This window comes from Mesorhizobium quangtriensis (genome assembly GCF_040081925.1).
Lineage (GTDB): Bacteria > Pseudomonadota > Alphaproteobacteria > Rhizobiales > Rhizobiaceae > Mesorhizobium_K > Mesorhizobium_K quangtriensis.
This window is the reverse complement of sequence record NZ_JBEBMF010000002.1, coordinates 169,462-196,398: the sequence shown is the minus strand read 5'-3', so window position 1 is coordinate 196,398 and position 26,937 is coordinate 169,462. Positions and strand designations below refer to the sequence as shown.

Annotated in this window: 26 protein-coding genes; 14 read left to right on the top strand and 12 right to left on the bottom strand. The window is 62.5% G+C overall.

The window, feature by feature from the left end; genetic code table 11:
• The first annotated feature begins 131 nt into the window (after positions 1 to 131).
• Positions 132 to 575, top strand: a complete 444-nt coding sequence (locus ABMA32_RS09615; protein ID WP_349013554.1) for a pyridoxamine 5'-phosphate oxidase family protein — start codon at positions 132 to 134, stop codon at positions 573 to 575.
• Between the two features lie 12 nt (positions 576 to 587).
• The gene (locus ABMA32_RS09610; RefSeq protein WP_349013553.1) at positions 588 to 1,640 is read left to right on the top strand and encodes an AI-2E family transporter; all 1,053 of its coding nucleotides are present in this window, start codon (positions 588 to 590) and stop codon (positions 1,638 to 1,640) included.
• Position 1,641: 1 nt separating this feature from the next.
• Here the strand turns inward: ABMA32_RS09610 and ABMA32_RS09605 are convergent, their stop codons facing one another.
• From ABMA32_RS09605 to ABMA32_RS09580, 6 genes are all read right to left on the bottom strand, one after another.
• Positions 1,642 to 2,319 (bottom strand): GntR family transcriptional regulator, encoded by a 678-nt coding sequence (locus ABMA32_RS09605; protein ID WP_349013552.1) that lies wholly within the window; start codon positions 2,317 to 2,319, stop codon positions 1,642 to 1,644.
• Positions 2,320 to 2,406: 87 nt separating this feature from the next.
• Positions 2,407 to 3,411, bottom strand: coding sequence for a sugar-binding protein (locus tag ABMA32_RS09600; RefSeq protein ID WP_349013551.1), 1,005 nt, complete (start codon positions 3,409 to 3,411; stop codon positions 2,407 to 2,409).
• Positions 3,408 to 3,542 (bottom strand): hypothetical protein, encoded by a 135-nt coding sequence (locus tag ABMA32_RS09595; RefSeq protein WP_349013550.1) that lies wholly within the window; start codon positions 3,540 to 3,542, stop codon positions 3,408 to 3,410. The genes ABMA32_RS09600 and ABMA32_RS09595 overlap by 4 nt, the downstream gene beginning before the upstream one ends.
• A 51-nt stretch (positions 3,543 to 3,593) precedes the next feature.
• A complete protein-coding gene (locus ABMA32_RS09590) occupies positions 3,594 to 4,709 on the bottom strand; it encodes an ABC transporter permease (RefSeq protein ID WP_349013549.1) in 1,116 nt (371 codons plus the stop codon).
• Positions 4,699 to 5,439 (bottom strand): ATP-binding cassette domain-containing protein, encoded by a 741-nt coding sequence (locus ABMA32_RS09585; RefSeq protein ID WP_349013548.1) that lies wholly within the window; start codon positions 5,437 to 5,439, stop codon positions 4,699 to 4,701. The genes ABMA32_RS09590 and ABMA32_RS09585 overlap by 11 nt, the downstream gene beginning before the upstream one ends.
• A gap of 102 nt (positions 5,440 to 5,541) precedes the next feature.
• Positions 5,542 to 6,702, bottom strand: a complete 1,161-nt coding sequence (locus tag ABMA32_RS09580; RefSeq protein WP_349013547.1) for a Gfo/Idh/MocA family protein — start codon at positions 6,700 to 6,702, stop codon at positions 5,542 to 5,544.
• A 317-nt stretch (positions 6,703 to 7,019) separates the two neighbouring features.
• On the opposite strand from ABMA32_RS09580, the gene ABMA32_RS09575 reads away from it, so the two are divergent.
• Positions 7,020 to 7,229, top strand: a complete 210-nt coding sequence (locus ABMA32_RS09575; RefSeq protein ID WP_349013546.1) for a hypothetical protein — start codon at positions 7,020 to 7,022, stop codon at positions 7,227 to 7,229.
• A 105-nt stretch (positions 7,230 to 7,334) separates the two neighbouring features.
• The gene (locus ABMA32_RS09570) at positions 7,335 to 8,414 is read left to right on the top strand and encodes an aminopeptidase (protein ID WP_349013545.1); all 1,080 of its coding nucleotides are present in this window, start codon (positions 7,335 to 7,337) and stop codon (positions 8,412 to 8,414) included.
• Positions 8,415 to 8,450: 36 nt separating this feature from the next.
• Here the strand turns inward: ABMA32_RS09570 and ABMA32_RS09565 are convergent, their stop codons facing one another.
• The 6 genes from ABMA32_RS09565 to ABMA32_RS09540 form a co-directional block, all read right to left on the bottom strand.
• On the bottom strand, positions 8,451 to 8,813 hold the full coding sequence (locus ABMA32_RS09565) for an AraC family ligand binding domain-containing protein (RefSeq protein WP_349013544.1): 363 nt from the start codon (positions 8,811 to 8,813) through the stop codon (positions 8,451 to 8,453).
• Between the two features lie 2 nt (positions 8,814 to 8,815).
• Complete coding sequence (locus tag ABMA32_RS09560) at positions 8,816 to 10,249, bottom strand: NAD(P)/FAD-dependent oxidoreductase (RefSeq protein WP_349013543.1); 1,434 nt, start codon at positions 10,247 to 10,249, stop codon at positions 8,816 to 8,818.
• Positions 10,250 to 10,252: 3 nt separating this feature from the next.
• Positions 10,253 to 11,461 (bottom strand): M20 aminoacylase family protein, encoded by a 1,209-nt coding sequence (locus tag ABMA32_RS09555; protein WP_349013542.1) that lies wholly within the window; start codon positions 11,459 to 11,461, stop codon positions 10,253 to 10,255.
• Complete coding sequence (locus ABMA32_RS09550) at positions 11,458 to 12,267, bottom strand: ABC transporter permease (protein ID WP_349013541.1); 810 nt, start codon at positions 12,265 to 12,267, stop codon at positions 11,458 to 11,460. The genes ABMA32_RS09555 and ABMA32_RS09550 overlap by 4 nt, the downstream gene beginning before the upstream one ends.
• Positions 12,264 to 13,421, bottom strand: coding sequence for an ABC transporter permease (locus ABMA32_RS09545; protein WP_349014700.1), 1,158 nt, complete (start codon positions 13,419 to 13,421; stop codon positions 12,264 to 12,266). Before ABMA32_RS09545 ends, ABMA32_RS09550 begins: the two co-directional genes overlap by 4 nt.
• A gap of 69 nt (positions 13,422 to 13,490) precedes the next feature.
• On the bottom strand, positions 13,491 to 14,546 hold the full coding sequence (locus tag ABMA32_RS09540; protein ID WP_349013540.1) for an ABC transporter substrate-binding protein: 1,056 nt from the start codon (positions 14,544 to 14,546) through the stop codon (positions 13,491 to 13,493).
• Between the two features lie 121 nt (positions 14,547 to 14,667).
• Here ABMA32_RS09540 and ABMA32_RS09535 point away from each other — a divergent pair, with 121 nt between their 5' ends.
• The 10 genes from ABMA32_RS09535 (at position 14,668) to ABMA32_RS09490 (ending at position 26,905) form a co-directional block, all read left to right on the top strand.
• Positions 14,668 to 16,002, top strand: coding sequence for an aspartate aminotransferase family protein (locus ABMA32_RS09535; protein ID WP_349013539.1), 1,335 nt, complete (start codon positions 14,668 to 14,670; stop codon positions 16,000 to 16,002).
• On the top strand, positions 16,002 to 16,742 hold the full coding sequence (locus tag ABMA32_RS09530) for a GntR family transcriptional regulator (RefSeq protein ID WP_349013538.1): 741 nt from the start codon (positions 16,002 to 16,004) through the stop codon (positions 16,740 to 16,742). The genes ABMA32_RS09535 and ABMA32_RS09530 overlap by 1 nt, the downstream gene beginning before the upstream one ends.
• Positions 16,739 to 17,848, top strand: coding sequence for an ABC transporter ATP-binding protein (locus tag ABMA32_RS09525; protein WP_349013537.1), 1,110 nt, complete (start codon positions 16,739 to 16,741; stop codon positions 17,846 to 17,848). The genes ABMA32_RS09530 and ABMA32_RS09525 overlap by 4 nt, the downstream gene beginning before the upstream one ends.
• A 35-nt stretch (positions 17,849 to 17,883) precedes the next feature.
• The gene (kce, locus tag ABMA32_RS09520) at positions 17,884 to 18,819 is read left to right on the top strand and encodes a 3,5-dioxohexanoate:acetyl-CoA acetone transferase (protein ID WP_349013536.1); all 936 of its coding nucleotides are present in this window, start codon (positions 17,884 to 17,886) and stop codon (positions 18,817 to 18,819) included.
• Positions 18,816 to 19,241 (top strand): acyl-CoA thioesterase, encoded by a 426-nt coding sequence (locus ABMA32_RS09515; RefSeq protein WP_349013535.1) that lies wholly within the window; start codon positions 18,816 to 18,818, stop codon positions 19,239 to 19,241. The genes kce and ABMA32_RS09515 overlap by 4 nt, the downstream gene beginning before the upstream one ends.
• Positions 19,242 to 19,408: 167 nt before the next feature.
• Positions 19,409 to 20,581 (top strand): transporter substrate-binding domain-containing protein, encoded by a 1,173-nt coding sequence (locus ABMA32_RS09510; RefSeq protein ID WP_349013534.1) that lies wholly within the window; start codon positions 19,409 to 19,411, stop codon positions 20,579 to 20,581.
• Positions 20,582 to 20,586: 5 nt separating this feature from the next.
• Complete coding sequence (locus ABMA32_RS09505) at positions 20,587 to 21,174, top strand: ANTAR domain-containing response regulator (RefSeq protein WP_349013533.1); 588 nt, start codon at positions 20,587 to 20,589, stop codon at positions 21,172 to 21,174.
• 200 nt (positions 21,175 to 21,374) lie between these two features.
• A complete protein-coding gene (locus tag ABMA32_RS09500; RefSeq protein ID WP_349013532.1) occupies positions 21,375 to 23,432 on the top strand; it encodes a hydantoinase/oxoprolinase family protein in 2,058 nt (685 codons plus the stop codon).
• Between the two features lie 37 nt (positions 23,433 to 23,469).
• Positions 23,470 to 25,488, top strand: a complete 2,019-nt coding sequence (locus ABMA32_RS09495; RefSeq protein ID WP_349013531.1) for a hydantoinase B/oxoprolinase family protein — start codon at positions 23,470 to 23,472, stop codon at positions 25,486 to 25,488.
• A 169-nt stretch (positions 25,489 to 25,657) separates the two neighbouring features.
• A complete protein-coding gene (locus ABMA32_RS09490) occupies positions 25,658 to 26,905 on the top strand; it encodes an urea ABC transporter substrate-binding protein (protein ID WP_349013530.1) in 1,248 nt (415 codons plus the stop codon).
• Positions 26,906 to 26,937 lie beyond the last annotated feature (32 nt).

Genomic DNA, 26,937 nt, shown 5'->3' with positions numbered 1-26,937 from the left:
GTCGGGGCTTCTTTCCCGGCGGGCTCGACTTAAGGACATCAACTTCGTCTCTCGGGTTGCAGACGTGTTCATTCCAACCGCGCATTGCTCTAGGTTGGCTGCGACGGCAGTGTGAGAGCGGAGCGACGACTATGATCATCAGGGAACTTTCGCAACAGGCCTGTCTGGAGATCCTCGCGGCGGCGAGGGTAGGGCGTCTTGCCTGCGCCAGCGACGGACAGCCCTATGTTGTGCCGATCACAATCGCCCTAGCGCAGCATTCCCTCTACAGCTTTTCGCTCCCGGGCCAGAAGATCGACTGGATGCGCCAGAATCCGAAAGTGTGCCTGCAGGTCGACCAAGCCGGGCGAGGCGACGGGTGGAAGAGCGTCGTGGTGACCGGAACCTATGAGGAACTGCCGGACCGGATCGGCTCCAAGCTCGAGCGCGAGCATGCATGGTCCTTGCTCAGCAAGCATGCGAACTGGTGGGAACCGGGTGGCTTGAAGCCGGTTACGGCGGATATTCCTGCCGAACATCTATTCTACAGGATAAACATGGATACGGTCACCGGCCGCGAGTCTGTGCCGGAATAGGGCTGCATCTGGATGCGCAAGACCACGACGGAAGGCGTCAGCTTCATTACGGCCGTGGTCCTTGTGACAGTGGCGTTCCTATGGCTGTTGCTTCCTTACTACGGCGCGATCCTGTGGGCGGTGATCCTGGCGATCCTGTTCCGGCCGCTGTATCGGCGCCTCTTCCATCGATTTGGAGGCCGGGCAAACCTCGCCGCCGGGCTCAGCCTGCTCGCATGCATCTGCATCGTTGTGATTCCCGGCTCGATCGTGCTAGGCTCGCTGGCGCAGGAGGCGACCAGCCTCTACCAGCGGATCGACACGCGCGAGTTCGACGTCTCGTCTATTCTCCAGCAGGTCTACGATGCCCTTCCGACATTCGTGGTCCACGGACTTCAGTCGCTCGGTATTGGTGACCTTTCGGAAATCCAGAGCAGCCTGACATCCTTCATGGGACAACTCGCGCAGGCCTTTGCAGCCCGCGCCGTCATCATCGGGCAGGGCACGCTGCAATTCGTGGTCAGCCTCGGCGTGATGCTTTACCTGCTTTTCTTTCTGTTCCGCGACGGCCACTCGCTTGCGCTGGCGATACGCAGGGCAAGCCCCCTGAAGGACCGCTATACCGACCAGATATTTGCCAAGTTCGCGTCCGTGGTCAGGGCGACGGTGAAGGGTAACGTCATCATCGCGATCATCCAGGGTACTATCGGCGGCGTGATGTTCTGGCTGATCGGCATTGAGGCGGCCCTGCTCTGGGGCGTTCTGATGGCGCTGCTGTCGCTATTGCCCGCCGTGGGCGCCGCGCTCGTCTGGGGGCCTGTCGCTGCGTTCCTGCTGCTGTCAGGCGAATACGGCAAGGGACTGGCGCTGCTGGCGGTCGGCACGCTCGTCATCAGCATGGTGGACAATTTGCTGCGGCCGCAACTCGTGGGCAAGGACCTCCGCCTGCCGGACTACGTGATCCTGATCTCGACGGTTGGCGGCATCTCGCTGTTCGGCATCAACGGCTTCGTCATCGGCCCGTTGATCGCGGCGCTGTTTGTAGCCGTATGGTCGCTGTTCAGCGACGACCAGACGATTTACTGAATCAGGCGATCAGCCCTGAGGCGATCTCCAGCGTGTTGCGCAGCGAGGTCGCCAGGTGCTCCCGCATCTGCGCTGCCGCCTCGGCCCCATCTCCGGCCTGCATCGCTTCGAGGATAAGCCTGTGCTGGCGGATGGTGACCTCGCCGAGTCCGGGTTCGGGTATGGCCAGATGGCGGCCGCGATCCATCTGCGCCTTCGATACATCTACAGCGCGCCAAAGCATGTGCAACCCGTTTACCTCGGCGATCATGCGATGAAAGGTGTCGTCGAGCCGGATCGCGTCGGCGAAATGCCGGCGGCCGATCGCCAGTTCATGGGCGGCAATATTGTCGATGAAGGCCTCAATGGCACTTTCGTTGAGCCGGCCTGCGGCGCGCGAGGCACTTTCGGCTTCAAGCGCGGTGCGGATGATGTAGGCCTCTTCAAGCGCCTTGCGACTGATGGGCGCGATGAAGGTGCCGCTCTGCGCAAAAACCTCGATCAGACCCTCGTCGCTGATGCGTTTCAGCGCCTCGCGCACAGGGGTGCGCGACACGCCTAGCCGCGCTGCGAGCGCAGCCTCGACGACGGCCTCGCCGGGTCGCATGCGGCCGGAGACGATCATGCCGCGAACGACCTGGTAGACCTGTTCGCTCAAGGCGACGCCGCGCTTGAGCTGCGTTGCCTCCACGTTCATCATTGTACGATCGACGCCATGAGGTGATCCATTCAGGACCTTCGGATCGGGGCGGAAGAGTTTCCGTCCCGATCCATGTCGTATCAGCCGTTACTTGGCGATGCAGGTGTCCGCGTTCGCCGGCGTGCAGACGTCGAGGCCGGTATAGGTCGGGTCGGCCGGGGCCGGCTTGCCTGCCTTGATGTCGTTCAGCGCCATCATGGACTTGTAGCCCATTTCATACGGACGCTGGCCGACCTGGCCCTGGGACAGACCTTCCTTCATCTGGTCGATCTGCGTGGGCAGCGTGTCGGCATAGACGACGGCCAACTCGTTCTTGGCGATCTTGTCCTTGAACGGTTCGGTCGCGGCGCGGTTGGCGTCCGGCACGAACTGCGCGAAGCCGCCGGTCGCCGCGAAGGCGTCGAGGTTCGGCATCTTGGTCAGCAGGTCCTGGAACTGCTGGGCTGCGAGCGGGAAGTCGTCGTTGGTGTAGAGCGGGCAGCCTTCCGCCTCTGTCCAGCCGTTCTGGCCGGTCAGAGCGTCGCCGGGGGCGGTGGCCGATTCCTTGCCGGCGAGGCCGTCGCGGATGCCCTGCATGCGCTCGTTGAGATTGGCAGCGGCCGCACCGCCCGACTGGATGCAGATGACGCCACCGTTCGGCTTGATGGTCTGCAGGATCTTGGCGATGTTGGTACCGATTTCGTAGTTGTGCGTGCCGATATAGGCTACGCGCAGGTCCTTGTTCTCGGGCAGGACGTCGGAATCGAAGGTGATAACCGGGATGCCGGCTTCCTTCGCGGCCTGCAGGGCGGGCAGGATCGCGACCGCATTCGACGGCGAGACGGCGATGCCCGCGACGCGCTTGGCGACGAGGTCCTGTACGATCTGCACCTGTTCGTCACCGCCGCCATGCGCGCCGGGGCCGATGTACTGGCACTCGAAAGCGCCGCCGGAATCCTCGACAGCCTTTTTGCAGCCGGCGAGCGCCTGGTCGTAGAACGGGTTGTCCATCGCCTTGGGTACGAGCGCGAAAACCGGCTTGTCCTGTGCCAGGGCCTGTCCGCCGGCAAAGGCGGCAAACGCCACGGTGGCGCTCAAAAGAAGTTTCTTCATGTCAGATAGTCCTCCACAATGTTGTTGCCCCAACGGGCGGTTCCTTCCTTAAGTCTCTCCCTCATCGCGACAGAGGCGACATTTCCCGCGGCATGGCGGTTCATGACGCTCATCGGATTCTTCTCATCCATGCTCCTCCACTTTGATCCCCTTTCCGCAGCTCCTCTGCCGGGGGCGTTGTCCTATCGTCGCCGCATCGGCAGCCAATGCTGCGTCAGGGCGCGAAGCGATGTGCCGCTGGTCTGCATGCCGAGCAGGACGGCCACGATGATGAAGACGCCGACGAATGCGCCCTGCCAGTTGGAGTCGACGCCAGCCATAAGAAGTGCGTTTCGGATCACTTCGAGAAACGCCGCGCCGACCACGGCGCCGAAAGCCGTTCCGTAGCCTCCCATCAGGCTGGCGCCCCCGATGACGGTTGCCGCGATGACGCGCAGTTCGTAGCCGGTGCCCAGCGCGTTGAGGGCCGAGCCGTTGTAGCCAAGCAGCAGGATCGAGGCGAAAGAGGCTGTGAACGCCGAAAACACGTAGGCCTGGAACTTGATCTTGTCGACGGGTACGCCGGTAAGGCGGGCAGCCTGCTCGTTGCCGCCGATGGCGAAGAGATGGCGCGCCCAGGCGGTGTAATTAAAGACCCAGCCGACGATCAGCGCCAGGATGATCAGCGCCCAGAAATGCGAGGAGAATTCGGGCATCCAAGGCGGCGCCCAGCCCAACGGTTCCCGCAACGGCCACTTCGCCTGGCCGATAGCCTTTACGATCGGTGCGTCCGGCCCGAACTGGTAGAGCATCTGGTTGCCCGACAGCACGATCGCCAGCGAGCGGGCGATCGACATCATGCCGAGCGTCACGACGAAGGAGGGCATATTGAGATAGGCGACGAAGAAACCGTTGACGACGCCGCAGGCAAGGCCAGCCAGCATGCCCATCGCAAACGCCACGTACCATGTGTGGTGCCACGTCAGGAAAAGGCCGGCGACGATGGCAACCAGCGCCATGATCGAGCCAACGGACAGATCGATGCCGCCGGTGATGAGCACAACCGTCATGCCGAGCGCCATGATGCCGATCGGCGCAAAGTTCCGCGAGATGTTGCCGATGTTCTCGACCGAGCCAAAGGTCGGCTCGATGATCGTCATCACCAGCATGAGTGCGCCAAGCGCCACCGCGACCCAAAAAGACTGCGCTCGGAAGAGCTTCTGGAGTGGGGTCTGCTCGCGCACACCGACGACCTGATCGAGCGCGGCGTGGTCAGGCGCGGCGGGAGAGACGGCGATGGTGGTGGCTTCAGGCTGCACGTATCGCTCCCGTAATCAGTCCGGTGATCTCTTCAGGCGAGGTCGACGATGTCGGCTTGTCGGCCACTTTCGTGCCGCGACGCATAACGACTATGCGGTCGCAAACGGCGAAGACGTCGGGCATGCGGTGGCTGATCAACATGACCGAGACGCCCTGCGCCTTGAGGCGGCGGATAAGTTCGAGGACTTCGGCAACCTGCCGCACCGAGATGGCGGCTGTGGGTTCGTCCATCATCACGAGCTTGGCGTTGGAAAGGCGCGTGCGCGCGATCGCCACCGCCTGCCTCTGTCCGCCGGACATTTTCTTCACGAGATCGCGCGGGCGCGTCTCGGACTTCAGTTCGGCGAAGAGCTCGGCTGAGCGGTCGATCATCGCTTGCTTGTCGAGGACGCGGAAGGGCCAGAAGCCCTTCTTGATCTCGCGTCCGAGGAACACATTCTGTGCAGCCGTCAGATTGTCGGCCAGCGCGAGGTCCTGGTAGACGACCTCGATGCCCTTGCCGCGCGCCTCGATGGGCTTGTTGAACTCGCAGACTTCGCCGTCGACCTGAACCTCGCCTTCGTCGGGGCGGAAGTTGCCGGCGATCAGCTTCACCATCGTTGATTTGCCGGCACCGTTGTCGCCCATCAGGCCGACGACTTCGCCCGGCTCCACCGAAAAACTGATGTCGGTCAGCGCCCGGATGGCCCCGAAGCTTTTCGAAACCTTCCGGATGTCCAGAAGTGGCATGCGGCTCCTCCCAGGAACGGGCAGTCGGCTGGCTGATGCGCTGCGACCCGTATTCTTATTGCTTGCGTAGACACGCGGCCGGTCGCCACCGGCCGTCGACAGCTAGCCGGCTGCTTCACCGCTCTTCACGGTTTTCCAGCTTCTCGATTTCGCCGAATCCAGCACCGCATCCACAACGGCATCGACGGCCAGACCGTCCCGGAAGTCAGGCACAGTCTTCTGCCCTGTGCGCAGACCCTTCATGAAATCGGCTGCCTGATGCACAAATGTGTGCTCGTAACCGATCTGCAGGCCCGGCACCCACCATGCATTCATGTAGGGATGATCGCCGTCGGTGATGTGGATGGACCGCCAACCGCGTGTCGTCCCGTCACCGTCGTAGCTGAAATATTGAAGCCGGTGCAGGTCGTGCAGGTCCCAGGCGATCGAACCCTTTTCGCCATTGATCTCCAAGGTGAACAGCGCCTTGTGACCGCGTGCGAAACGGGTCGCCTCGAAGGTTGCGAGCGAACCGTTGGAGAAGCGCGCGAGGAACAGGCTGGCGTCGTCAAGTGTGATGGGTTCACGCTTTCCGGTCAGCGCGTGCATGCGCTCGGGAATGAAGACCTCGGTTGTTCCCGACACCTCGGCCACAGGGCCGACCAGCCAGAGCGCGGCGTCGATGCAATGTGCGAGCAGGTCGCCAGTAACGCCGCTTCCCGCGACGGCGGCATCGAGACGCCATGTTCCCGTTCCGCCCTGTGGCAGATCGGCTGAGATCGTCCAGTCCTGCAGGAATTTGAAGCGGCTGTGGAAGATGCGGCCGAGGCGGCCCTCGTCGATCATTTGTTTCGCGAGGGTGAGAGCCGGGACGCGCCGGTAGTTGTACCAAACCATGTTGGCGACGCCTGCGCTCTCGACGGCTGCGGCCATGCGGCGCGATTCGGCAAGACTGCGTCCCAGCGGCTTCTCGCATGCCACCATCTTTCCGGCCTTGGCCGCGGCTTCGGCGATCTCGGCGTGGGTGTCGTTGGGGGTCGCGATGTCGATCAGGTCGATGTCGTCGCGCTCGACCAGCTTGCGCCAGTCGGTCTCATGCCCGCCATAGCCCCATTGGGCAGCGAAATCGCGCGCCTTGCTTTCGTCCCGAGAGCAGACAGCGATCAGGTCAGCACCGCTCTCCTGCGGAAAGAAGCGTCGAACCTGATGATAGGCGTTTGAATGGGTACGGCCCATGAAGCCGGTGCCTACGAGACCTACCCTCAAGCTTTTTTTGTTTGGCAACTCATCCTCCCAGTGACCGCCTCGCCGGCAATCTTCACACTCGATGGGAGGGTGTCAACGAAAATTGGTATATTAGTGTACCGAATTCATCGGAGAGTTTTGAAGCACCGTTCAAAACCTCCTGATCTGCTCGCCCGTCGATGTTGATCCCGTTCACAGTTCCGCGAGGCCGCTCGGTCTTCCCTTCGAGGTAACATTTGTTAGATGCAACGGACGGACGAGGGCCTATGGTGTGTCGTCATCCGGTCTTTCATGGCATGCGGACGATTGGAAGAGTCGATCAAGCTTTCGCCCCGATATGAGGAGGAGAGAGCATCATGGCTTTCACCGGCACCCCCCAGCAAGTGGACCTCCTGAACCAGGCGGTCGACGAGTATTGCCAGGACTGCGGCATCCAGGACGGCGATGAACGCCTCTACGTCACCGAACTGGTGAGCGCGCTGTTCGATCTCGGCGCCATCAGCATCTCAGATCTCCGCAACGGGTTGGAGGCTGCAATCGGCGCCCCGTCCGACGGAGTTGCTTAGGCCGAAGGCTTCGCCGAAAAACCGCCGCCGTTGGAATTGCCGAAACCGCAGGCTTTGGCGATAGTCGCGCCGTCGAAGCGATGAGCAGTTCCAAGGCCAGCCTCTATGCATGCATTCTCCCGGCTGGTTGCCGCGATACTGATTTTGGGCCTCGCAGGCTGCACCAGCATACCCTACTACGCGCAATCCCTTGGGGGTCATGTCAAGATCATGACCACGCGCCAGAACGTCGAGAAGCTCATCGAAGACCCCTCTACGCCGGACGTGTTGCGCACACGGATGGAAGAGGCCCGTTCGATACGCCAGTTTGCCGTCGATGAACTCTGGTTACCCGACAACAAGAGCTATCGCAGCTATGTCGATGTCGGCCGCGACGTTGTGACATGGGCGGTCTTCGCCGCGCCGGAGCTTTCGTTGAGGCCGCAGACATGGTGCGTCCCGGTTTATGGTTGTGTGCCGTACCGCGGATATTTTTCGAAGGAAAAGGCCGCCGAATTTGCCCGTGATCTGCAGGGGCGGGGGCTTGACGTATATGTTGGAGGCGTCACGGCCTATTCGACGCTCGGGTGGTCGAGCGACCCGCTGTTGAGCACGATGTTCGCGCAGGGCAAAACCGACCTCGCCGCGGTCGTCTTCCACGAACTCGCCCACCAGCGCGTCTACATCGCCGGCGATACCGAGTTCAACGAGGCGTTCGCGGTAGCCGTCGAAACGACAGGCGTGAGAAAATGGCTGCGCGCTGCGGGCGACACGGCGGGGCTGCGCCGGTACGAGGCCGACAGGAAGAGGCGCGCTGATTTCATCGCACTGGTGTTGCGGACGCGCGAGGAACTGGCGCAGATTTATGCCGGGACCGGCGGCGCGGAAAAGAAGCGCGCCGAGAAAGCGCAGGCGATCCAAACGCTTAGGGCGCGCTACAGGCACTTACGTGACGGCCGCTGGCGCGGATACCGCGGCTACGATGGCTGGTTCAATGCTCCGATCAACAACGCGAAGCTGGCCGCGGTTTCCGTCTATGGCGACCAGGTGGCAGCGTTCCTGCGGCTTTTCGAGCTTTGTTCGGAGGACTATCCGCGCTTCTATGCCTCGGTCCGGCAACTCGGAAAACTTGACCCGACGGCCCGCGCCGATGCGTTGAAGGCCGCGGACAGTTGCTTCGCCCCCGGTTCAACTGCCCTGAGATGACGATTGTTGCCAGCGCATCGGCGACGCGTGGTCAGGTTACGGCTCGACTGTTCCCTGACGCGCCGCCCAGTCGACCGGATAGAGCATGTAGAAATAGCCGGTGCGCTCCTTGGCGATGTATTTCAGGTGCGTACCGTTCGGCAGCCAGACGATGTCGCCGGGCGTGCACTCGTGCCTGACGCCGTCGAGTTCGACGGTCAGGGTGCCCTCGTGGATGAAGAGCACCTCGTCATAGGTGACGGTCCAGTCGATGGTGGAATTTTCGAGATATTCGATGCCGCCGCCCATGTGCTGGCTGATCTCGCCGTTGATGACCCGAGCGATTGAGGACGTACCGGTCGGCGTCACCGACGGTTTCAGCGTCAGTTCGCTGTGCTTGAAGATCTTTGCCTTGGACATGGTCATCCTTTCGCAGCGCGGCGGTTTGCCTTTGAGGGGGTGACGCCTGACGGCGCGAGGCCGGCAAGCCATCTGGTGAGGCCGTCCGGCTTGCGGCCGGCATGTTCGAGGTCGTCGCGCCGCCGCACCGCACCGCGCACGAAATGGGCGCCGACGAAGCGGAACGGCTCCGGCGGGAAGCCGCGGGTCACCGGGCGCACGAGGGCGGAGTCAGTCAGGTCGGACTCGCCGCCGGTCAAGATCTGGCTGAGGATCTGGCCGCCGAGATAAGCCATCGTCGTGCCGTTGCCGGAGAAGCCATAGCCATAGGCGATGTCGCGATTGCCGGGCAGGGTGCCGAACAGGGGCAGGCCGCTTACCGTGCGATCGATGGGCCCGTTCCAGGAGGTTTCCAGGTCGAAGTTCGCCAGCGCCGGAAAACCGTCGCGCAGGACACGGCGCATTTCGCCAACCCGGGGCGAGGGACCGTGGAAGCGCTTGTCGACGATGCCGCCGAGCCCGATGATGCCGCCGCTGACGCCGACCGAAAGCCGACCGTCTCGTGTGGCCGACCATCCGCCGACGAAAACGCGGGAATCGATCATCAGCGGGGCGCGACGGTAGCCGACCTTCTCCAGCGTCTCCGGCATCGGCTTCGACATGGCGTCGTCGCTCGATATGTTGAAGATCGCTGGCGCGAGTTCGGGGATCGCACCCGACCATGCGTTCATCGCCAGCACGATCTTGCCGCAGCAAACGCTTCCCTTTGCAGTATCCACCCTGAGCCTGCCGCTGCGGGAAAACCGCGTCATCGGCGATTTCTCGTAGATGCGGACGCCGCGCTTTAGTGCCGCTCGCCGCAGTCCGCGCACCAGAAAGCCCGGATGCACTGTCGCCGACGAGGCATCGAAGGCGCCGGCGAGATGGCTCGCGGTGCCGGCCATCGCTGCGATTTCGTCGCGCGAGACGCGGCGCGCCGGCACGTAGTCATGGGCGGCGAGTTTGTTGAGAGCGTCGTCCCATGCGCCGGCCTGAGCCTGGCAGGTTGCGCCCCATATCCACCCGACGCGGTCGAACCAGCCGTCGATGCCTTCCGCCCGGCAGAAGGTTTCGATGCCCGATATCGCGTCTTGAGAAGCCTTGATGATCTTGAGCGCGTCCTCCGCGTTGCGCAGGGCGGCCAGCGCACTGAATTTTGTCCAGGCCGACAGCACCATTCCCGAATTGCGTCCGCTGGGGCCGCCGCCGCAAATGTCGCGCTCCACGATCACGACATCCAGCGAAGCATTGCGTTCCTTCAGCCGGATTGCGGTCCAGAGGCCCATATAGCCGCCGCCGACAATGCAGATGTCGGCCTGCGTGGCCTCCTCAAGCGGCGGCGCCAGGTCCGGGTCATCGGGCAACGCCTGCCGGAGCCAATGACTGCGCCAGACAATGTCACTTTCGGCAAGCCGCATCGCCTATTCCGTTTCCCGTGGTGCAAGTTCGCGGGGTGCAAGTTCCTGGGGCGCAAGCCGCCGTTCGACCAGCCGCACCCACAGGCTCGCGCCCATCGGCAGGATGGCGTCGTTGAAGTCGTAGAGCGTGTCGTGGCAGGCGGCCTGGTGTTCGTCGTCGCTCTGGCCGAGCATGAAGTAGCAGCCGGGTCGCTGCTGCAGCATGTAGCAAAAGTCCTCCGAGCCCATTTCGGGCGGTGGATCGATCGTGACGCGCTCCAACCCCATCACCTCCGTCGCAACATCGACCATGATATCGGCCTGCTTCGGCGTATTGATCGTCGGCGCGAAAGGCCGCTCGTAAGTGATGTCCACGCTTGCGCCGCGACCTTCCGCGGCCGCAGTCGCGATGCGCTTGATCGCGGTTTCGATGGTGGACTGAACTTCGGGGTTGAAGGTCCGCACCGTGCCGGTCAGCACCGCGACGTCGGGGATCGTGTTGAAGGCTTCCCCGCCCTTGAAGCTGCCGACGGTCACGATTGCCGGCGAATGAACATTGGTCAGGCGGCCGGGCAGGGCCTCGATGTCGAGCAGGATTCGAGCCGCGATCGGCAGCGGGTCATTGGCCAGATGAGGCATCGCTGCGTGGCCGCCACGTCCGCGCACTACGATCTCGAAGCGGTCCGCAGCGGCCGCCACCACCGTGTGATGAACGACGACCTCGCCGAGCTGCCGCTCCGAATTGTGCAGGGCATAAACCTCGTCGCAGGGGAAACGCTCCAGCAGTCCGTCATCCAGCATAGCCATTGCACCGCCCTGACCTTCTTCGGCAGGCTGGAAGATGAAGTGCACGGTTCCCGCGAAATCCGGCGAATGCGCAAGGGTGCGCGCGGCACCGAGCAGCATCGCAGTGTGACCGTCGTGACCGCAGCCGTGCATCTTGCCGAGGATTTTCGAGGCGTGCGGAAGATCGCGCGCCTCGGTCATCGGCAGCGCGTCCATGTCGGCGCGGATGCCGATGCTTTCGCCGGGGCCGAGCCTGCCCGTGAGCGTGCCGACCACACCGGTACGGCCGACGCCCTCAACGGTCTCGATCCCCCATGAGCGCAGCTTTTCGGCCACGAAACGCGCGGTTTCGAACTCCTCGAAGCCGAGTTCGGGATTGGCATGCAGATGTCGACGCCACGCCGTCATCTCGCCTTCGAGTTGGAGGACCGAAGGGACGAGTTTCATGCCATCGCTCGCATGCGCATGCGCTGAGAACGAACCTGCAACCAGCCGATCAGCGCGAGCAATATGGCCGAGAAGAGGATGAGCAGCACCGCGACCGCGGCGATGGCCGGGCTGACGGATTCGCGCACGCCTGAGAAGATCATGCGCGGCAGCGTCCGCTCGTTGCCGACGGACAGGAAGCTCGCCACGACCACTTCGTCGAAGGAGATGATGAAGGCGACGATCGCTCCGGTCACGACGCCGGGCGCGATCAGCGGCAGGATCACCTTGAAGAAGATGCGCATGGTGCCGGCACCGAGCGACGCGGCGGCTCGAACGAGCGTGCGATCGAAGGTGGTGAGGCTCGCTACGACCGTCGTCAGCATGACCGGCACGGCCATGGCGGTGTGGGTCAGGATGATGGATAGCTTGTTTCCGACAAGGCCGAGCGTTGCAAAGAAGGAGAAGGCGGCGACGCCGACGATAACTACTGGCACCACCAGAGGCGCGGCGATGATGCCATAGATCAGTTTCTTCCCGGGAAAGCTGCCCCACGCAAGGCCGATCGCAGCCGGAATGCCGAGGAGGCAGGAGAGGAGCGTCGTCGAGAGAGCGATGACGAGCGAGTTCCACAGCGCGTTCGGCCAGCGCTGGTCGATCCAGAGCTCCTCGTACCAGCGCAGCGAATAACCCGGTGTCGGGAAGGCGAGCGAGTTGCTGCTCGTCAGCGACATCGGTACGACGATCAGCAGCGGCAGAATTATGAAGGATAGCAGCAGCGCGGCGTAGCCATACATCAGCCATTTGCGAATAAGGTCGGCGTTCATGCGGCCGTCCTGCGCTTCAGGAGGGCGTTTGCGGTCAGGAAGAGGAAGGCGAACATGAGCAGGATCAGCAGCAGTTGCAGCGACAGCGCCGCGCCCAGCCCCCAGTTCAACGTGTTGTTGGTGTAGAAGGCGATGTAGCTGGACACCATCTGGTCCGTCGGACCGCCCACCAGCGTCGGCGTAATGTAGTAGCCGAGCGCGAAGACGAAGACGATGGCGCCGCCGGAGAGGATGCCGGGCAGGATCAGCGGTAGCTGCACCCTGCGCCACGCCGTCAGCCACGATGCGCCGAGCGAGAGGGCAGCGCGCATATAGGTCGCCGGCACGCGCCGCATCACCGCGACGATGGACAGCACCATCATCGGCAGCAGGACCTGTACCATGGCGACATAGAGCGAGAAGCGCGTGTAGACGAGATTGAGCGGTTCGTTGACGATGCCCAACCCCATCAGTGTGGCATTCACCGGGCCATTTCTCTGCAGCACGATGATCCAGATCACAGTTCGCACCAGCAGCGAAGTCCACAGCGGAAACAGCACGAGCGCGAACATCAGCCGCGACCATGCGGGCGGGGCGCTGACGATCGCCTGCGCCAGCGGCAGGGCTAGCAGCGCGCAAAGCACGGTCACCACCGCGCTGATCCAGACGGTGCGCAGCAAGACGTCAAGGAACACGGCGCGATCCGGCGGCACGGTCGTGATCGAGCCATCAGCCCCACGCACGAGGTCAACGCTGTTCAAAAGGTAGTAGTCCGTGAGTGAACTCTTCTGGCGCGAAATTTCCTGCCAGAGCGCCGGGTTGCTCCAGCCGGCATGTTTCTCGAGCAGGCTTTCGCGCACCGGACCCATGTCGAACTTGCCGTCTGCAGCGTCCTTGGCGGTCTTGATGATCAGGAATCGGGTGCCGACTATGCGCTGGTTGACGAGTTGTGCCAGCACGCCTTCCTGGCCGGCGCGTTTGGCGTTTGCGAGATCTTCGACAAGCGCGACGAAAACGGCTTCAGAAGGGAGACCGTTCTCGGATACGTCGTCCGACAAGGCCGCGATGGTGCGCGGCAGGTTGCCGGAGAATTCAGAGTTGTCGACCGAAAGCGCGAGGAAGCGCGCCACGGGCCACAGAAAGATGAGGACGACGAACAGGACGATCGGAAGCACCAGCAAGGCGAGAACCCCGCCTTGCCGATGTCGTCCAGCCGGCAATGCCTTTACCGGCATCGGTCTGACTTACTTCGCCTGCCAGGCCTTGAAGCGCTCTTCCAGCGCTTCCTTGTTCTCGGTCCAGAAGTCGTTGTCGTATGCCGTGGCAAACTTGATGTGATCATCCGAAGTCGGCAAGTTGGCCGCCCACTCGGCGGGGATGAGCGCCGCGGCTTCCTTGCGGCCGGTGCCGTAGGCGTAGAGCTTGGAGAAGCCCGCCTGGTTCTCGGGGATCGAGAACCACTTGAGGAGGTCAACACCTTCCTTCTCGTGCGGCGCGCCCTTGACCACCGCCCAGAAGTCGGTGCCGTAGAAGAAGCCGGCATCCCACACGATCGTATACGGCTTCTTTTCCTGGACGACTTCGTTGGTGATGCGCGCATTGAAAGCATCGCTCATCACCACTTCGCCGCTGTCTAGGTTCTGGATGCCCTGCGTGGTCGTCGACCACCACACGACATGAGGCTTGATCTTGTCGAGCATGGCAAAGGCCCGGTCGACGCCCTCCGGCGTACTCAACACCTTGTACATATCCTCGCCCTTGACGCCGTCGGCCATCAGCGCGTTCTCGAGGGTGAACTGCGCCTGTGAATAGAGACCGCGCTTGCCCGGGAATTTCTCCACGTCCCAGAAATCTGCCCAGGTCTTCGGCCCGGAACCGTCTTTGAACACATCGGTGTTGTAGGTCATGATCGTGGACCATGTGTCGGACGCCACGCCGCATTCGTGGAGCGTGCCCGGCAGATAGTTTTCCGGATCGCCGGTGACCTCTCGCGTGAGCGGAACGAACAGTCCTTCGGCGCAGCCGATCTCCATCGCCGGCGCCTCTACCGAGACGACATCATACGTGACGTTGCCGGCCTGAACCTGCGCACGCACCTTGGCGACCTCGCCACCCCATTCTTCCTGGATGATCGGGATGCCCGTCTGTTCGGTGTATTTATCCCAGACTCCGTCCTTGTAAGCCTTGTCCCAGGTGCCGCCCCACCCGACCACCGTGATGGGATCGGCTGCGGATGCAACGAGCGTCGAGGTCGCGATGACCAGCGCCGCGGCGGAAACGGTTCGCAGATATGTCTTCATTCCAGTTCCCCTTTTCTGTTGTGATAGATTTGATCAAATTTGTTGCGCGAAACGAATTGATAAGCAATAGTAATTCGCGATAGGCTAAAAAAAATTCGCTTGATGCGGAGGATTTGATCGAATGTCGCAGGGCAGTGCCGAAACGCGCCGGAACGTCAACCTGGACTCCGTGCTCGCGGAGGCGCGCCAGCGCTTCACGGACGCAAACCCGAAGAGCCTCGCGCGGCACAAGGATGCGTCGGCCTCGCTGCCTGGCGGCAACACGAGGGCCGTGCTCTGGTACCGGCCCTTTCCGGTTTCGCTCGTGTCCGGCGACGGTTGCCGGGTGACCGATCTTGACGGCCACACCTATGTCGATCTCGTCTCTGAATACACCGCCGGTCTCTACGGTCATTCCGACAAGACAATCGCCGCGGCGCTGGTGGAAGTGATCCAGGGTGGCATCATGCTGGGTGCGCCGAACCTCTACGAGGCGCGTCTTGCCGGCGCCGTGGTCGATCGCTTCCCCGCTATCGAGCGTGTGCGCTTCTGCAATTCCGGCACCGAAGCCAACATCATGGCGATCTCCGCGGCGCGCGCGATTACCGGACGCTCCAAGGTGCTGGCCTTCAGGGAAGGCTACCACGGTGGCGTTTTGACCTTCGCGCATGGCGGCTCGCCGCTAAACTTGCCGTTCCCCTTCGTCTTCGGCGACTACAACGACATCGACGGGACAGTCGCGCTTATCCGCGAGCATGCCGGGGACTTAGCGGCGGTCATCGTCGAGCCGATGATGGGCGGCGGCGGCTGTATCCCCGCAACGCGCGAATTCCTGCTGGCCTTGCGCGATGCGACGCGTGAGACCGGCGCGCTCCTGATCTTCGATGAGGTCATGACGTCGCGGCTCGACTATCACGGATTGCATGGCGCGCACGGCATCAATCCCGATCTCGTGACGCTGGGCAAATATATTGGCGGTGGTGCAAGCTTCGGCGGTTTTGGTGGCCGTGCCGATCTCATCGACCGCTTCGATCCTGCGCTTCCGGGCGCCTTCTCGCACGGCGGCACATTCAACAACAACATTCTCAGCATGGCAGCGGGCTTCACGGGACTTACCCACGTGCTGACGCAGGAGGCGAGCAAGGCAATCAACCAACGCGGTGACCGGCTGCGCGAAGGGATGAATGCTGCGCTGGAGAAGCATGGCGTCGAGGCCATCGTGCTTGGACGCGGCTCGCTGATGAACCTTCATTTCGTCAAGGGACCAGTTGATACGCCGGCCACGCTCGATGATGCCGACCCCTCGCTGATCGCGCTCTGGCATGTCGAGATGTTGCTGCGCGGCTACTATGTAACGCCGCGCGGAATGCTGGCCCTCTCGCTGCCTTTCGGTGATGCTGAACTCGACGGCTTCCTGGCCGCTTTCGACGATTTCCTGTCCAGCAATCGGCAGGTGCTGCCGTCCCGGGCTGCCTGATGCTGGATCGCAGGGCAGGAACCGGAAGCGGCTCGCGGGAAACCGCGCATGTGCGCGTCCATGCCGGGCTGAAGGAAGCGCTGATGAATGGCGACTTCCTGCCTGGCCAGCGGCTCGTCGTCCGGCAGATCGCCGAAAAATTCCAGACCAGCGCCATGCCGGTGCGCGAGGCGTTTCGCCAACTGGTCAGCGACGAGGCGCTGTTCGACCATCCCAATCGTGGCGTGATCGTGCCTGAGGCGACGGTGGCGCGCATATCCGATCTGGTGCGCGTGCGCTGCAATGTCGAAGGCACGGCGGCAGAGTGGGCGGCGACGACAATCTCGGAGGCCGAAATCGATCAACTGGTGCGTTTGAACGAGCGGATGCATGAATGCGTCACCGAAAACGTGATGGTCGACTATCTGACATTCAACCGCCGCTTCCATTTTTCCGTCTACCGTGCCGCGCGCTCGCCCGTGCTTGAGCAGATCATCGAGAAACTTTGGTTGCGCGCCGGCCCGTTCCTGAACGTCGTGCGTCCGGCCTACGTATCGGGTCTCGTCCATCACGACGAGATCATCGACGCGCTGCGTCGGGCTGACGGGCAGGCTGCGCGTCGCGCTTTGGTTGCTGATTTGACCGAGGCGGCAGACATTGTCCTGCGCGCCGCCGCGTCGCCGGAAGGGCTTCAGGTTCAAACACGCCCTGCGCCCAGGCGACGGCGTATGCTGACCTCCGTCAAGGCATCCGCCAAGTGAGGGCCGACGCTTCGCAAGATTCGACCCACGTCCAATTCCGGGGCGTTAGCAAGCGCTACGGCGAGGCGGTTCTCGCGGTCCAGAATCTCGATCTCGAAATCCTGCGCGGCGAATTCCTGACGCTGCTCGGTCCGTCCGGTTCCGGCAAGACCACGGCGCTGATGATGCTTGCCGGTTTCGAGGATCCGACAGAGGGAGAGATTCTGGTCGATGGTCGCCGCATCGATCGCGTGCCGGCCAACCGCCGGGGCATCGGCATGGTCTTCCAGAATTATGCGCTGTTCCCGCACATGACGGTCGCCGAAAACCTCGCCTTTCCGCTCGAAGTGCGCAAGCTCGGCAAGGCGGCGATCGCCGAGCGCGTCAAAAGCGTCCTCGACATGGTGCAGTTGCCCGGGCTCGGCAATCGACGCCCGGACCAGTTATCCGGAGGCCAGCAGCAGCGCATCGCTGTGGCGCGAGCGCTCATCTTCCAGCCGAAACTCGTCCTGATGGACGAGCCGCTGGGAGCGCTGGACAAGCAGTTGCGCGAGCAGATGCAGTTCGAGATCAAGGACATTCACGCGCGGCTCGGCGTAACCTTCGTCTATGTCACGCACGACCAGACCGAGGCGCTGACGATGTCGGACCGCATCGCGGTCTTCAACGCCGGGCGGGTTCAGCAACTGTCGACGCCGAACGAACTCTACGAGCGGCCGAAGACAAGTTTCGTCGCCAGCTTCATCGGCGAGAACAACAAATTGCCCGCGACCGTCGAGGCCGCCGCCGCGAATGGCGATCTGACGGTGACGCTTGCCGGGGAGGGCGTGAAGCTGCACGCCGTGTCCCCTCTGCACACACTTTCGCCCGGCGCACCCGTAACGCTTTCCGTTCGTCCGGAGCGCATGGTGCTGGTTTCTGATGGCTCGGCGATGTCAAACCAACTGCCGGCGACGATTGTGCAGTCGGTCTATGTCGGCGATCATATCCGCCTCGTCGCCCGCACATCGGGCAATTTCCAGTTCGTCGTCAAACTCGCCAACACGCCGTCGCTGCCGGCCCTCTTGCCGGGCTCCATGGTCCGTCTGGGCTGGCGCGGCGAGGATTGTCTGGCACTGGATCCATAAAGCAAAAAACGACCCAAATACCCCAGGGGGAAACCATGCAGTCGCCGTCGAAAGTCATCATCACCTGTGCCGTCACCGGGTCCGTCCACACGCCGACAATGAGCCCCTATCTGCCGATCACGCCAAGCGAGATCGTCGATGCCGCCGTGGGCGCGGCGGAAGCGGGCGCTTCGGTCATCCATCTGCATGCGCGCGACCCCGAGACCGGCAAGCCGTCTCCCGATCCACGGCTGTTCATGGATTTCCTGCCGCGCATCAAGCAGCAGACCGACGCCGTGATGAACATTTCGACGGGTGGCGGCCTTGGGATGACGCTGGAGAGCAGGCTCGAAGCGGCTCATGCCGCAAAGCCGGAACTCTGCTCCCTCAACATGGGCTCGATGAATTTCGTGCTCAGCCAGGCGGCGATGAAACAGTCGCAGTGGAAATATGACTGGGAAAAGCCCTATCTCGAAGGCACGCGGCAGGGCATCGTCTCCAACACGTTCGACCAGATCGAACGCGTCATCGTCGAGGTCGGCCATGCCTATGGCACCAAGTTCGAATGCGAATGCTACGACGTCGGCCATCTCTACGCGCTTGCACATTTCCTCGACCGCAAGCTGCTGACGCCACCGCTCTTCGTGCAGACCGTCTTCGGTATTCTCGGCGGCATCGGCACCGATCCCGAGGACATGATGCACATGCGCCGCACCGCCGACCGGCTTTTCGGAAATGACTATCTGTGGTCTATCCTTGCGGCCGGAAGGCATCAGATGAACCTCTGCACCATGGGCGCGATCATGGGCGGCAATGTGCGCGTCGGGTTGGAGGACAGCCTCTATGTCGGCAAAGGTCAGCTGGCGAAAAGCAATGCAGACCAGGTAGCCAAGATCAGGCGCATCCTCGGCGAGCTCTCGCTCGAGGTCGCGACACCGACGGAAGCGCGTGACATGCTAAAGCTGAAGGGCGGGAACGAGGTTGGGTTTTGAGCGAACGCGGCATCGTCACCTACGCCGGCATTGCGCATCCCTGGATGTGCGATGCCATGGGGCACCTGAACGTCCGCCACTATGTGGCGATGTTCGACGATGCCAGCTTTCAGATACTTGGCCGCATCGCCGGCAAGGAAGACGCGGACGGCGGCCTGGGTTGGGCCGACGTGCACATGGAGATTGACTACAAGCATGAGACGGCCGCCGGTACGCTGGTCACGGTCTACAGCCATGTCGAAAAGGTCGGAACATCGTCGCTGACATACCTGCATGAGATGCGAGGCACGCTCGATGATGTTCTTCACGCGCAGATGCGCACGGTGACGGTGCGGTTCGACTTGCGCCAGCGCAGCAAGATCCATCTCGATGAGACGACCAGACAGCGGGCGATGGCTCTCCAGATCGACGGTCTGAAGTGATAGCAGAAAGAGAGCCGCGCCTCGGCAATTGAACTTCCGACCGAGGCGGGCATTGTCTCCCTAATAGTCCTCTTGACGGATTTCCTGCTGCCGTCTAGCGTTTGGGAACAAGAGCAAAGAGGCTCTCTCCGGGAAACCGGCGAGGGCCTTATTTTTTTGGTGCTGATATGCCTTTGGGAACAGATCCACGGCGGCCTCTGACAGTGGGAGCACTTTTTTCCCAGACCGGGCCGACAGCTTTCGTGGAGCGCTCCCAGCTCAATGCCTTCCATCTCGCGGTGGAAGAGATCAACGCAACGGGCGGCGTGGCGGGGAGGGAGGTCGTTCCCGTTACTTACGACGCGCAGTCCGATCCCACGCGGTTCAGCCAGCTCGCCGAGCACATGCTGGATGAGGACCGAGCATCGCTGCTCATCGGGTGCTACATGACGAACACGCGGCAGGCCGTCGTCCCGGTCGTGGAACGGAGACGTGCGCTGCTGGCCTATGCTGCTCCGTATGAGGGGTTCGAATACTCGCCCAATGTCATCTATGGCGGCGCCGTCCCAAACCAGCACATCCTGCCGCTTGCCCGCTATCTGATGAGGCATGTGGGCAAGCGCTTCTATCTGGTGGGAACCCGCTACACCTTTCCCGTTGAGTCGAACCGGGTGATGATGACGCTCGTTGCCGAGCAGAGCGGCGACGTGCTTTCCGAGCGCTACGTAAAGCTCGATGCGCGCAGGTCGGAACTGGCTCAGATCGTCGACGATATCAAGAAGAAGAAGCCGGACGTCGTCTTCTCAACCGTCGTCGGCGAGGCGGCGGCACTGTTCTACGAGCTTTGCCGGGACGCGCGCGTTACTGAAACCACCACGATCGCCAGCCTTACGATCACGGAGGCCGAACTGGCGCTGATGCCGCGTGGCCTGGCCGAAGGCCACCTGACAGCGGCGACATACTTCCAATCCATCGATTCCCCGGAGAATCGTCGGTTCGTGGCGAGCTACACGGCTCGCTTCGGCGCCGAGCAGCCCCTGAATGCCATGGCCGAGACCGCCTATGGCCTGACGCATATGGTGCTAGCCGCCGTTGGCCGATGCAATTCGGTCGAACCGGACGCCGTACGGGTGGAACTCGCCAGGTCTTCTTTCGCCGCGCCTCAGGGAGAGGTTCGGCTGGACCCCGACAACAGCCACTTCTATCTGTGGCCGCGTATCGGCCGGGCAGAAGCCGACGGCCAGTTCCGCATCCTTGAGGAAACGCCCTTCGCGGTGAAGCCCGACCCCTACCTGATCAACCATTCGCTGGACGATTGGGACACGCTGCCGCCGGTCGCACCGGCCGTTCTGGCGGGCTGACTGCCGTGCTCCAGGCTCTCCGCGATATCAGGAGCGTCAAGGTCCTGGTGGTTCACCCCAAGGACCGGGAGCGGAACGAGCTTGTCGATCACATCCGGCGTATCGGTTGTCGCGTGGAAGCCATCTGGCCGCCGCAGGACGGTATTCCGCCCGAAACCGACATCGTCTTTGTCCTTTTCCGTCAGGATGCATTGACCACCGCGCTTCTGAAGGCGCTGTCTGAGCGCTCGTCACAGGTCACCCTGATCGGTATCGTCGAGTTCGAAAGCCCAGGCGTCATCGAGGCCGTCGTGCGTGCCGGCACGAGCGCCGTCATAACAAAGCCAATTCGCGCATTTGGGCTATTGACAAGTATGATTGTTGCTCATAGCCTTTCCCATAAGGATAAAATTTACACTGACAGGATACAGAAACTGGAAGCAAAGCTTTCTGGCCTGAAAAGGTTAGAAAAAGCAAAAGCAATACTCATGTCTGCAAAAAGCATGACTGAGGAAGAAGCTTACGAGACTATCCGATCTCGCGCTATGACTAAACGAGTGACGATGGATACTGTCTGTATGGCGATTATAGAGGCAAAGGAACTCGGCCTCTGATCGCCTTCAAGGTTGCCGAAGCGCCCTAAGGCGTCAGGCAAGACGGACAGTCGGAAGGATTTGGCGCGCCAAGGGCGTCGCGACCGGATCATGGCAACGAAGCCACCCCAGCTTGTCTGCTGGCGGTGGCTTTTTTCGTTTCGGCGCGGCTCTGCCGCAAACAAGGAATGGTCGGCGCGAGCCGGTCCGAAGGAGATGAAATGACTGACAAACAGGTTTCGGAAAAGGCAGTGCGCGTCGCCTGCGACGTGGGCGGCACGTTCACGGACATCTGCGTGCTGAGCGAGGCGACCGGGCACATGCACGTCGCCAAGGTGCCGACGACGCCCGATCCCATTGACGGTGTTCTGGCCGGCATCGAGGCCGGTGGCGTGGACCTAAACGACCTACTGCTCTTCAAGCATGGCACGACCCTCGCGACCAACGCGCTGATCACGCGCCGCTTCCCGCCGGCCGTCATGGTCACCACCAAGGGCTTTCGCGACACGATCGAAATCCGCCGCGGCAACCGCGACGACCTCTGGGACACCTACAAGGAGATGGCGAAGCCCTACATCCGCCGCCGCGACCGGCTGGTGATCACCGAGCGTGTCGATTATTCGGGCGCGATGGTGACGCCGCTCGACGAAGCGGAAGCTGTCGAGCTCGCCCGCGTCATCAAGAAGCGCGGCGTCAAGACCATCGCGATCTGCTTCGCAAACGCCTTCATCAACCCGGCGAACGAGCAGCGCATGCGCGATATCCTCGCGGCCGAGGTTCCGGAAGCCGTGATCTCCATTTCGAGCGACATCATGCCGGAGATTTTCGAGCATGAGCGCTTCTCGACCACCGTCGCCAACGCTGTCCTTGCGCCTGTCGTCGGCAACTACGCCAAGCGCCTCGAAAGCCGCATGAAGGAAGGCGGCTACAAGGAAGACGTCATGCTGCTTCATTCGGGAGGCGGCGTGATGACTGCCAAGATGGCCGAGCAGTATGCCGCCCGGCTTTCCGCCTCGGGCATTGCCGCCGGCGCCATCGCCAGCCGCTTCGTCGCCGAGCAGGCCGGTTTCAAGAATTCCATCGGCCTCGACATGGGCGGCACGTCCACGGACGTCTCGCTCTGCGACAACGGCCACATCAACGTTACGAAGGAGTGGTACGTTGAATACGGCTATCCGATCTGCTTCCCTTCGATCGAAGTGCTGACGATCGGAGCGGGCGGCGGTTCGCTGGCCTGGCTCGACGCCGCGAACTCCCTGCGCAACGGCCCACAGTCAGCAGGTTCGACCCCCGGACCGGCCTGCTATGGCCGCGGCGGCGAGAACCCGACCAACTGCGACGCCAACGTCGTCCTCGGACGCCTCTCGGACAAGCTCGCGGGCGGCAAGGTTTCGCTCGACAAGAGCCTCGCCACCGAAGCGATCCGCAAGGGCGTGGCGGAGCCGCTCGGCATGTCGATCGAGGAAGCGGCGCTGTCGATCATCAAGGTCGCCAACGCCAACATGGCCGACGCTGTCCGCCTGCTGTCGATCCGTCGTGGCTACGACCCGCGAGACTTTGCCCTGGTCGCCTTCGGCGGCGCAGGTCCGTTGCACGGCGCGGCCCTTGCAAAGGACTTGTCGATCCCGGTTGTGCTGGTTCCGCCGAACCCCGGCGTCACCTCGGCGCTCGGCTGCCTGCTCGTCGACATCCAGCACGACATCTCGCAGATGTATCTCGCCAAGGCCGAAGAGATCGAATTTGCGGATCTGGAAGAGACATTCCGCAAGCTTGAGCTGGAAGGCCGCGAACGCCTGAAATCGGAAGGCGTCGAGGACCCCAACATGGTGTTCCAGCGCAAGATCGACATGCGTTACCATGGCCAGTGGCGTGCGCTCTCCATTTCGGTGAGCAGCCCGATCACAAGCCTCGACGACGCCATCGCGCATTTCCACGAGGAACACGGTCGCGAACACAACTATTCGCGCCCGGGCGCCCCTGTCGAAGTGTACCGCGTCTCCGTCGTCGCGACCGGCGTTACGCCGAAGGCGAAGTTCGCCGAGTTCGAGCTGACGGATGCGGCTGCTGTGCCGACAGGGAGCCGCAAGGTTCGCTTCGACGAGCTGCCGGAAGCCGTAGACACGCCGGTCTATGACCGCGCCGAACTGAAGGCGGGCATGAAGGTCGCCGGCCCGGCGGTCATCGACCAGCTCGACTCCACCGTGATCGTCCCGCCCGGCGTGACCGCGGAGGTCGACCACTCGCTCACCATCATCATGCGCATTCCCGCCGCCCACTGATCCCGGCCGCGAACAGAAATCCTAAGGAGAAATTTCCATGGCCAGCACGGATTACGATCTGGACCCAGTGACCTTCGAGGTCCTCAAGAACGCCTACGTCAACATCGTCGACCAGATGGCAGAGCAGATATTCAGGACCTGCTACTCGTTCGTCATATGGTCGCGCGACTTCTCGTCGGCGCTCTGCGACGTCAACGGCGACACCATCATGCAGGGTTCGGGCGACATCGCCGCCCATGTCGGCACGCTGCACTACACAGCCAAAGCCGTGATCAACGCGTTCAAGGGCGATATCCACCCCGGCGACGTCTTTGTCGTGAACGACGTTTACCAAGGCGGTACCCACTTCAACGACACCCGCATCGTGCGCCCGATGTTCTACAAGGGCGAGCTGCTCGGCTTCTCGCAGGCCAACGGCCACTGGGCCGATGTCGGCGGCGCGACCCCGGGTTCTTTCAACGTCAATGCGATCGACCACATGGCCGAAGGCCTGCGCATAACTCCGGTGCGCGTCTGGAGCAAGGGCCAGCAGCTCAAGGACGTCTGCAACCTCATCGCCTCCAACACCCGTTCGCCCGGCGACATCATCGGCGACATGGAGGCACAGGCCGAGGCGACGAAGGTTGCCGAGTCCGAAGTCTGCCGACTCATCGAGAAGTATGGACTCGACGTCATCAAGAAGTCGTTCTCCGCCGTGCAGGACTATGTGGAGACGCTGACGCGCCAGCGCGTCGCGGCGCTGCCGGATGGCGTCTGGGAGACGGAAGACTACATCGACCTCGATCCAGGTGTCGGCGAAGGGCTTATCCCGATCCGCGTGCGCATGACGATCAAGGGCGACACGGTCCACTACGACCTGTCGAAGTCGCACCCGACCAGCATCCGCTGCTTCCTGAACGCCTGCTTCGGTGGTTCGTTCGCGGCGATCGTCGCCGGCACCAAGATGCAGTTCCCGGAGATACCGCTCAACTCCGGCTTCTATCGCGTGGTGACCGTCGACTTGGGGCCGGAAGGTTCCGTCGTCAACGCCGCATGGCCGACACCAGTGGCCGGCTTCTGCTCCGGCCCGTTCGAGAAGATCATGAACTCGATCTTCGAACTGTGGGCTGAAGTCCTGCCTGACCGCGCCATGGCTTGCACGTTCAACCTCGACTACCTCTTGATCGGCGGTCGCGACAAGCGCGAGGACACGTCCGGCCATAAATACTTCATGTGGTACGACTGGATGGTTGGCGGCTGGGGCGCACGCAACGGCCGCGACGGCTGGGCTGCGACCGGACCAGTGTTCGGTGTCCAACTCGGTACTCAGCCCTTCGAGGGGCAGGAGCGTCTGGCGCCCGTGCTGACCACCTGCCACGAGCTTCGCGTGGACTCCGGTGGGCCTGGCGAGTCGCGCGGTGGCATGGGCGTCGACAAGGGCGTCATCCTCACCAAGGTCGACCGCACCGTCGTGTCCTATTGCTGCGACCGCGAGCGTTCCATCACCTGGGGACTGTGGGGTGGACTGCCGTCCATTCCGCACGGCGTCTGGGTCAACGAGGATCTGGAGAACGAACGCTATCTCGGCTCCATGTTCTCCAACGAGCCGCTTGAGGCCGGCGACGTCGTTAGCCGTCCTTCCGCTGGTGGCGGTGGACTCGGCGATCCGCTGGAGCGCGACGAAATCCTGGTGCGTGAAGACGTGGCCGACGGCTATGTCTCCATCGAGCGCGCCGCCAAGGATTACGGCGTGGTCGTCAAGGAGATCGACGCCGACCTTGCGGAATATGCGGTCGATCACGAAGCGACGCTCGCCAAGCGCGCGTATATCCGCGCCAACCGCGCCAAGTGGCTGGACGAGGATGCGGCCTCGGTCGCGGCGAAATACCGCGCCGGCGAACTCGACATGCTGGACCTCATTCGCCAGTATGGCGTGATCGTCAACTGGGGTTCCGGCGAGCTCCTGGAAAAGACCACCGGACAGTTTCGGGCCATGTTGAAACGCCGCACTTCGCCATACTGGGGCAAGAGCATGGCGTCGGGCAGGGACGAAACGATCACGCTGAAGGTGGCTTGATGATTTTAAGGGAGCGGCGTTCGCGCCGCTCCGTCTGAGCCAGGGCGCCAAAAAGAAGCGCCAGGATCTGAACGAATCTACCGGAAACGCATGGGGAAACAGGGCGCCCGATCGGAAGGAGCGATCGGCGTGCCTTGTCGCGTCAACAAGAACCAATGGGAACACGACAATGATCAAGAACGTAAATCGCCGGACCCTTCTCAAACTTGCCGGAGCGGGCGCTGCCGCCAGCGTCGGTCCATTCTACCTTCGCTCGGCCGGCGCGGCCGATACCATCCCTGTTGCTGCCATCCATGACGCATCCGGCGGCATCGACATTTACGGCCGCCCGATGATCAACTGCGTCAACCTCGCAGTCGAGGAACTGAACGCTGCCGGCGGCGTGCTGGGCAAGAAGATCGACCTCGTCAACTACGACGCCCAGTCCAACATGCAGCTCTACACGCAATATGCCGTGGAGGCCGCGACCAAGCAGAAGGCCGATGTCGTGTTCGGCGGCATCCTGTCTGCCTCGCGCGAGGCGATGCGGCCTTCGCTGAAGCGCTTCAAGACGCTCTATTTCTACAGCCTGCTCTATGAGGGCGGCGTCTGCGACCGCAACACGTTCTGCATGGGGTCGACGCCTGCGCAGACGCTGGAGAAGTTCACGCCCTTCGTGATGAAGCACTTCAACGGCAAGAAGATCTACACGCTGGCTGCCGACTACAATTACGGTCAGATCACCGCCAAATGGATCAAGAAGTTCGCCACGGAGAATGGCGGCGATGTGATCCAGACCGACTTCTTCCCGCTCGATGTCTCCGAGTTCGGCACCACGATCCGCAAGATTCAGGCAGCCCAGCCCGATATCATCATGTCGGTGCTAGTCGGCGCGGCCCACAATTCCTTCTATCGCCAGTGGGTGGCGTCGGGCATGAAGGACAAGATCCCGATGGCTTCGACGACCTTCGGAATCGGCAACGAGCAGGTTCTGACCTCGCCTGAGGAGCACAACGGCATCATCGTCTCGTACGCTTATTTCGACGGCATCCAGACGCCGGAGAACCTGGACTTCCTCAAGCGCTACTACGCCCGCTTCGGCGAGAAGGCGGATGCGGTGACCGAGGGCGCTGCGATGAGCTACCACGCGGTTAACCTCTGGGCGAAGGCTGCCGAACTCGCAGGCACCACCGAGCGCGAAAAGGTCATCGAAGCGCTGGAGACGGGCCTGTCGTTCACCGGCCCGGCCGGCAAGACCACCATCGATCCGGCCACCCACCACGACACGCTCGACGTCTACATCGCCGAGGTGCGCGACGGAAAGTACAACGTTCTGGAAAGCTATCTCCAGCAGCCGCCGGCGGACACCGCTGCCGTCTGCAACCTCACGGAGAACCCGAACGAGAACAAGCAGTTCGTGATCGACGTCCAAATCTGATCTTCCGCTGGATAAGGAAACGCATGGAGCCG

What these genes read in the sequence shown, in the direction of transcription:
- ABMA32_RS09615 (WP_349013554.1), top strand. Translation starts at nt 132, where the DNA reads ATGATCATCAGGGAACTTTCGCAACAGGCCTGTCTGGAGATCCTCGCG.
- ABMA32_RS09610 (WP_349013553.1), top strand. Translation starts at nt 588, where the DNA reads ATGCGCAAGACCACGACGGAAGGCGTCAGCTTCATTACGGCCGTGGTC.
- ABMA32_RS09605 (WP_349013552.1), bottom strand. Translation starts at nt 2,319, where the DNA reads ATGATGAACGTGGAGGCAACGCAGCTCAAGCGCGGCGTCGCCTTGAGC.
- ABMA32_RS09600 (WP_349013551.1), bottom strand. Translation starts at nt 3,411, where the DNA reads ATGAAGAAACTTCTTTTGAGCGCCACCGTGGCGTTTGCCGCCTTTGCC.
- ABMA32_RS09595 (WP_349013550.1), bottom strand. Translation starts at nt 3,542, where the DNA reads ATGGATGAGAAGAATCCGATGAGCGTCATGAACCGCCATGCCGCGGGA.
- ABMA32_RS09585 (WP_349013548.1), bottom strand. Translation starts at nt 5,439, where the DNA reads ATGCCACTTCTGGACATCCGGAAGGTTTCGAAAAGCTTCGGGGCCATC.
- ABMA32_RS09575 (WP_349013546.1), top strand. Translation starts at nt 7,020, where the DNA reads ATGGCTTTCACCGGCACCCCCCAGCAAGTGGACCTCCTGAACCAGGCG.
- ABMA32_RS09570 (WP_349013545.1), top strand. Translation starts at nt 7,335, where the DNA reads ATGCATGCATTCTCCCGGCTGGTTGCCGCGATACTGATTTTGGGCCTC.
- ABMA32_RS09565 (WP_349013544.1), bottom strand. Translation starts at nt 8,813, where the DNA reads ATGTCCAAGGCAAAGATCTTCAAGCACAGCGAACTGACGCTGAAACCG.
- ABMA32_RS09560 (WP_349013543.1), bottom strand. Translation starts at nt 10,249, where the DNA reads ATGCGGCTTGCCGAAAGTGACATTGTCTGGCGCAGTCATTGGCTCCGG.
- ABMA32_RS09555 (WP_349013542.1), bottom strand. Translation starts at nt 11,461, where the DNA reads ATGAAACTCGTCCCTTCGGTCCTCCAACTCGAAGGCGAGATGACGGCG.
- ABMA32_RS09550 (WP_349013541.1), bottom strand. Translation starts at nt 12,267, where the DNA reads ATGAACGCCGACCTTATTCGCAAATGGCTGATGTATGGCTACGCCGCG.
- ABMA32_RS09540 (WP_349013540.1), bottom strand. Translation starts at nt 14,546, where the DNA reads ATGAAGACATATCTGCGAACCGTTTCCGCCGCGGCGCTGGTCATCGCG.
- ABMA32_RS09535 (WP_349013539.1), top strand. Translation starts at nt 14,668, where the DNA reads ATGTCGCAGGGCAGTGCCGAAACGCGCCGGAACGTCAACCTGGACTCC.
- ABMA32_RS09530 (WP_349013538.1), top strand. Translation starts at nt 16,002, where the DNA reads ATGCTGGATCGCAGGGCAGGAACCGGAAGCGGCTCGCGGGAAACCGCG.
- kce (WP_349013536.1), top strand. Translation starts at nt 17,884, where the DNA reads ATGCAGTCGCCGTCGAAAGTCATCATCACCTGTGCCGTCACCGGGTCC.
- ABMA32_RS09510 (WP_349013534.1), top strand. Translation starts at nt 19,409, where the DNA reads ATGCCTTTGGGAACAGATCCACGGCGGCCTCTGACAGTGGGAGCACTT.
- ABMA32_RS09500 (WP_349013532.1), top strand. Translation starts at nt 21,375, where the DNA reads ATGACTGACAAACAGGTTTCGGAAAAGGCAGTGCGCGTCGCCTGCGAC.
- ABMA32_RS09495 (WP_349013531.1), top strand. Translation starts at nt 23,470, where the DNA reads ATGGCCAGCACGGATTACGATCTGGACCCAGTGACCTTCGAGGTCCTC.
- ABMA32_RS09490 (WP_349013530.1), top strand. Translation starts at nt 25,658, where the DNA reads ATGATCAAGAACGTAAATCGCCGGACCCTTCTCAAACTTGCCGGAGCG.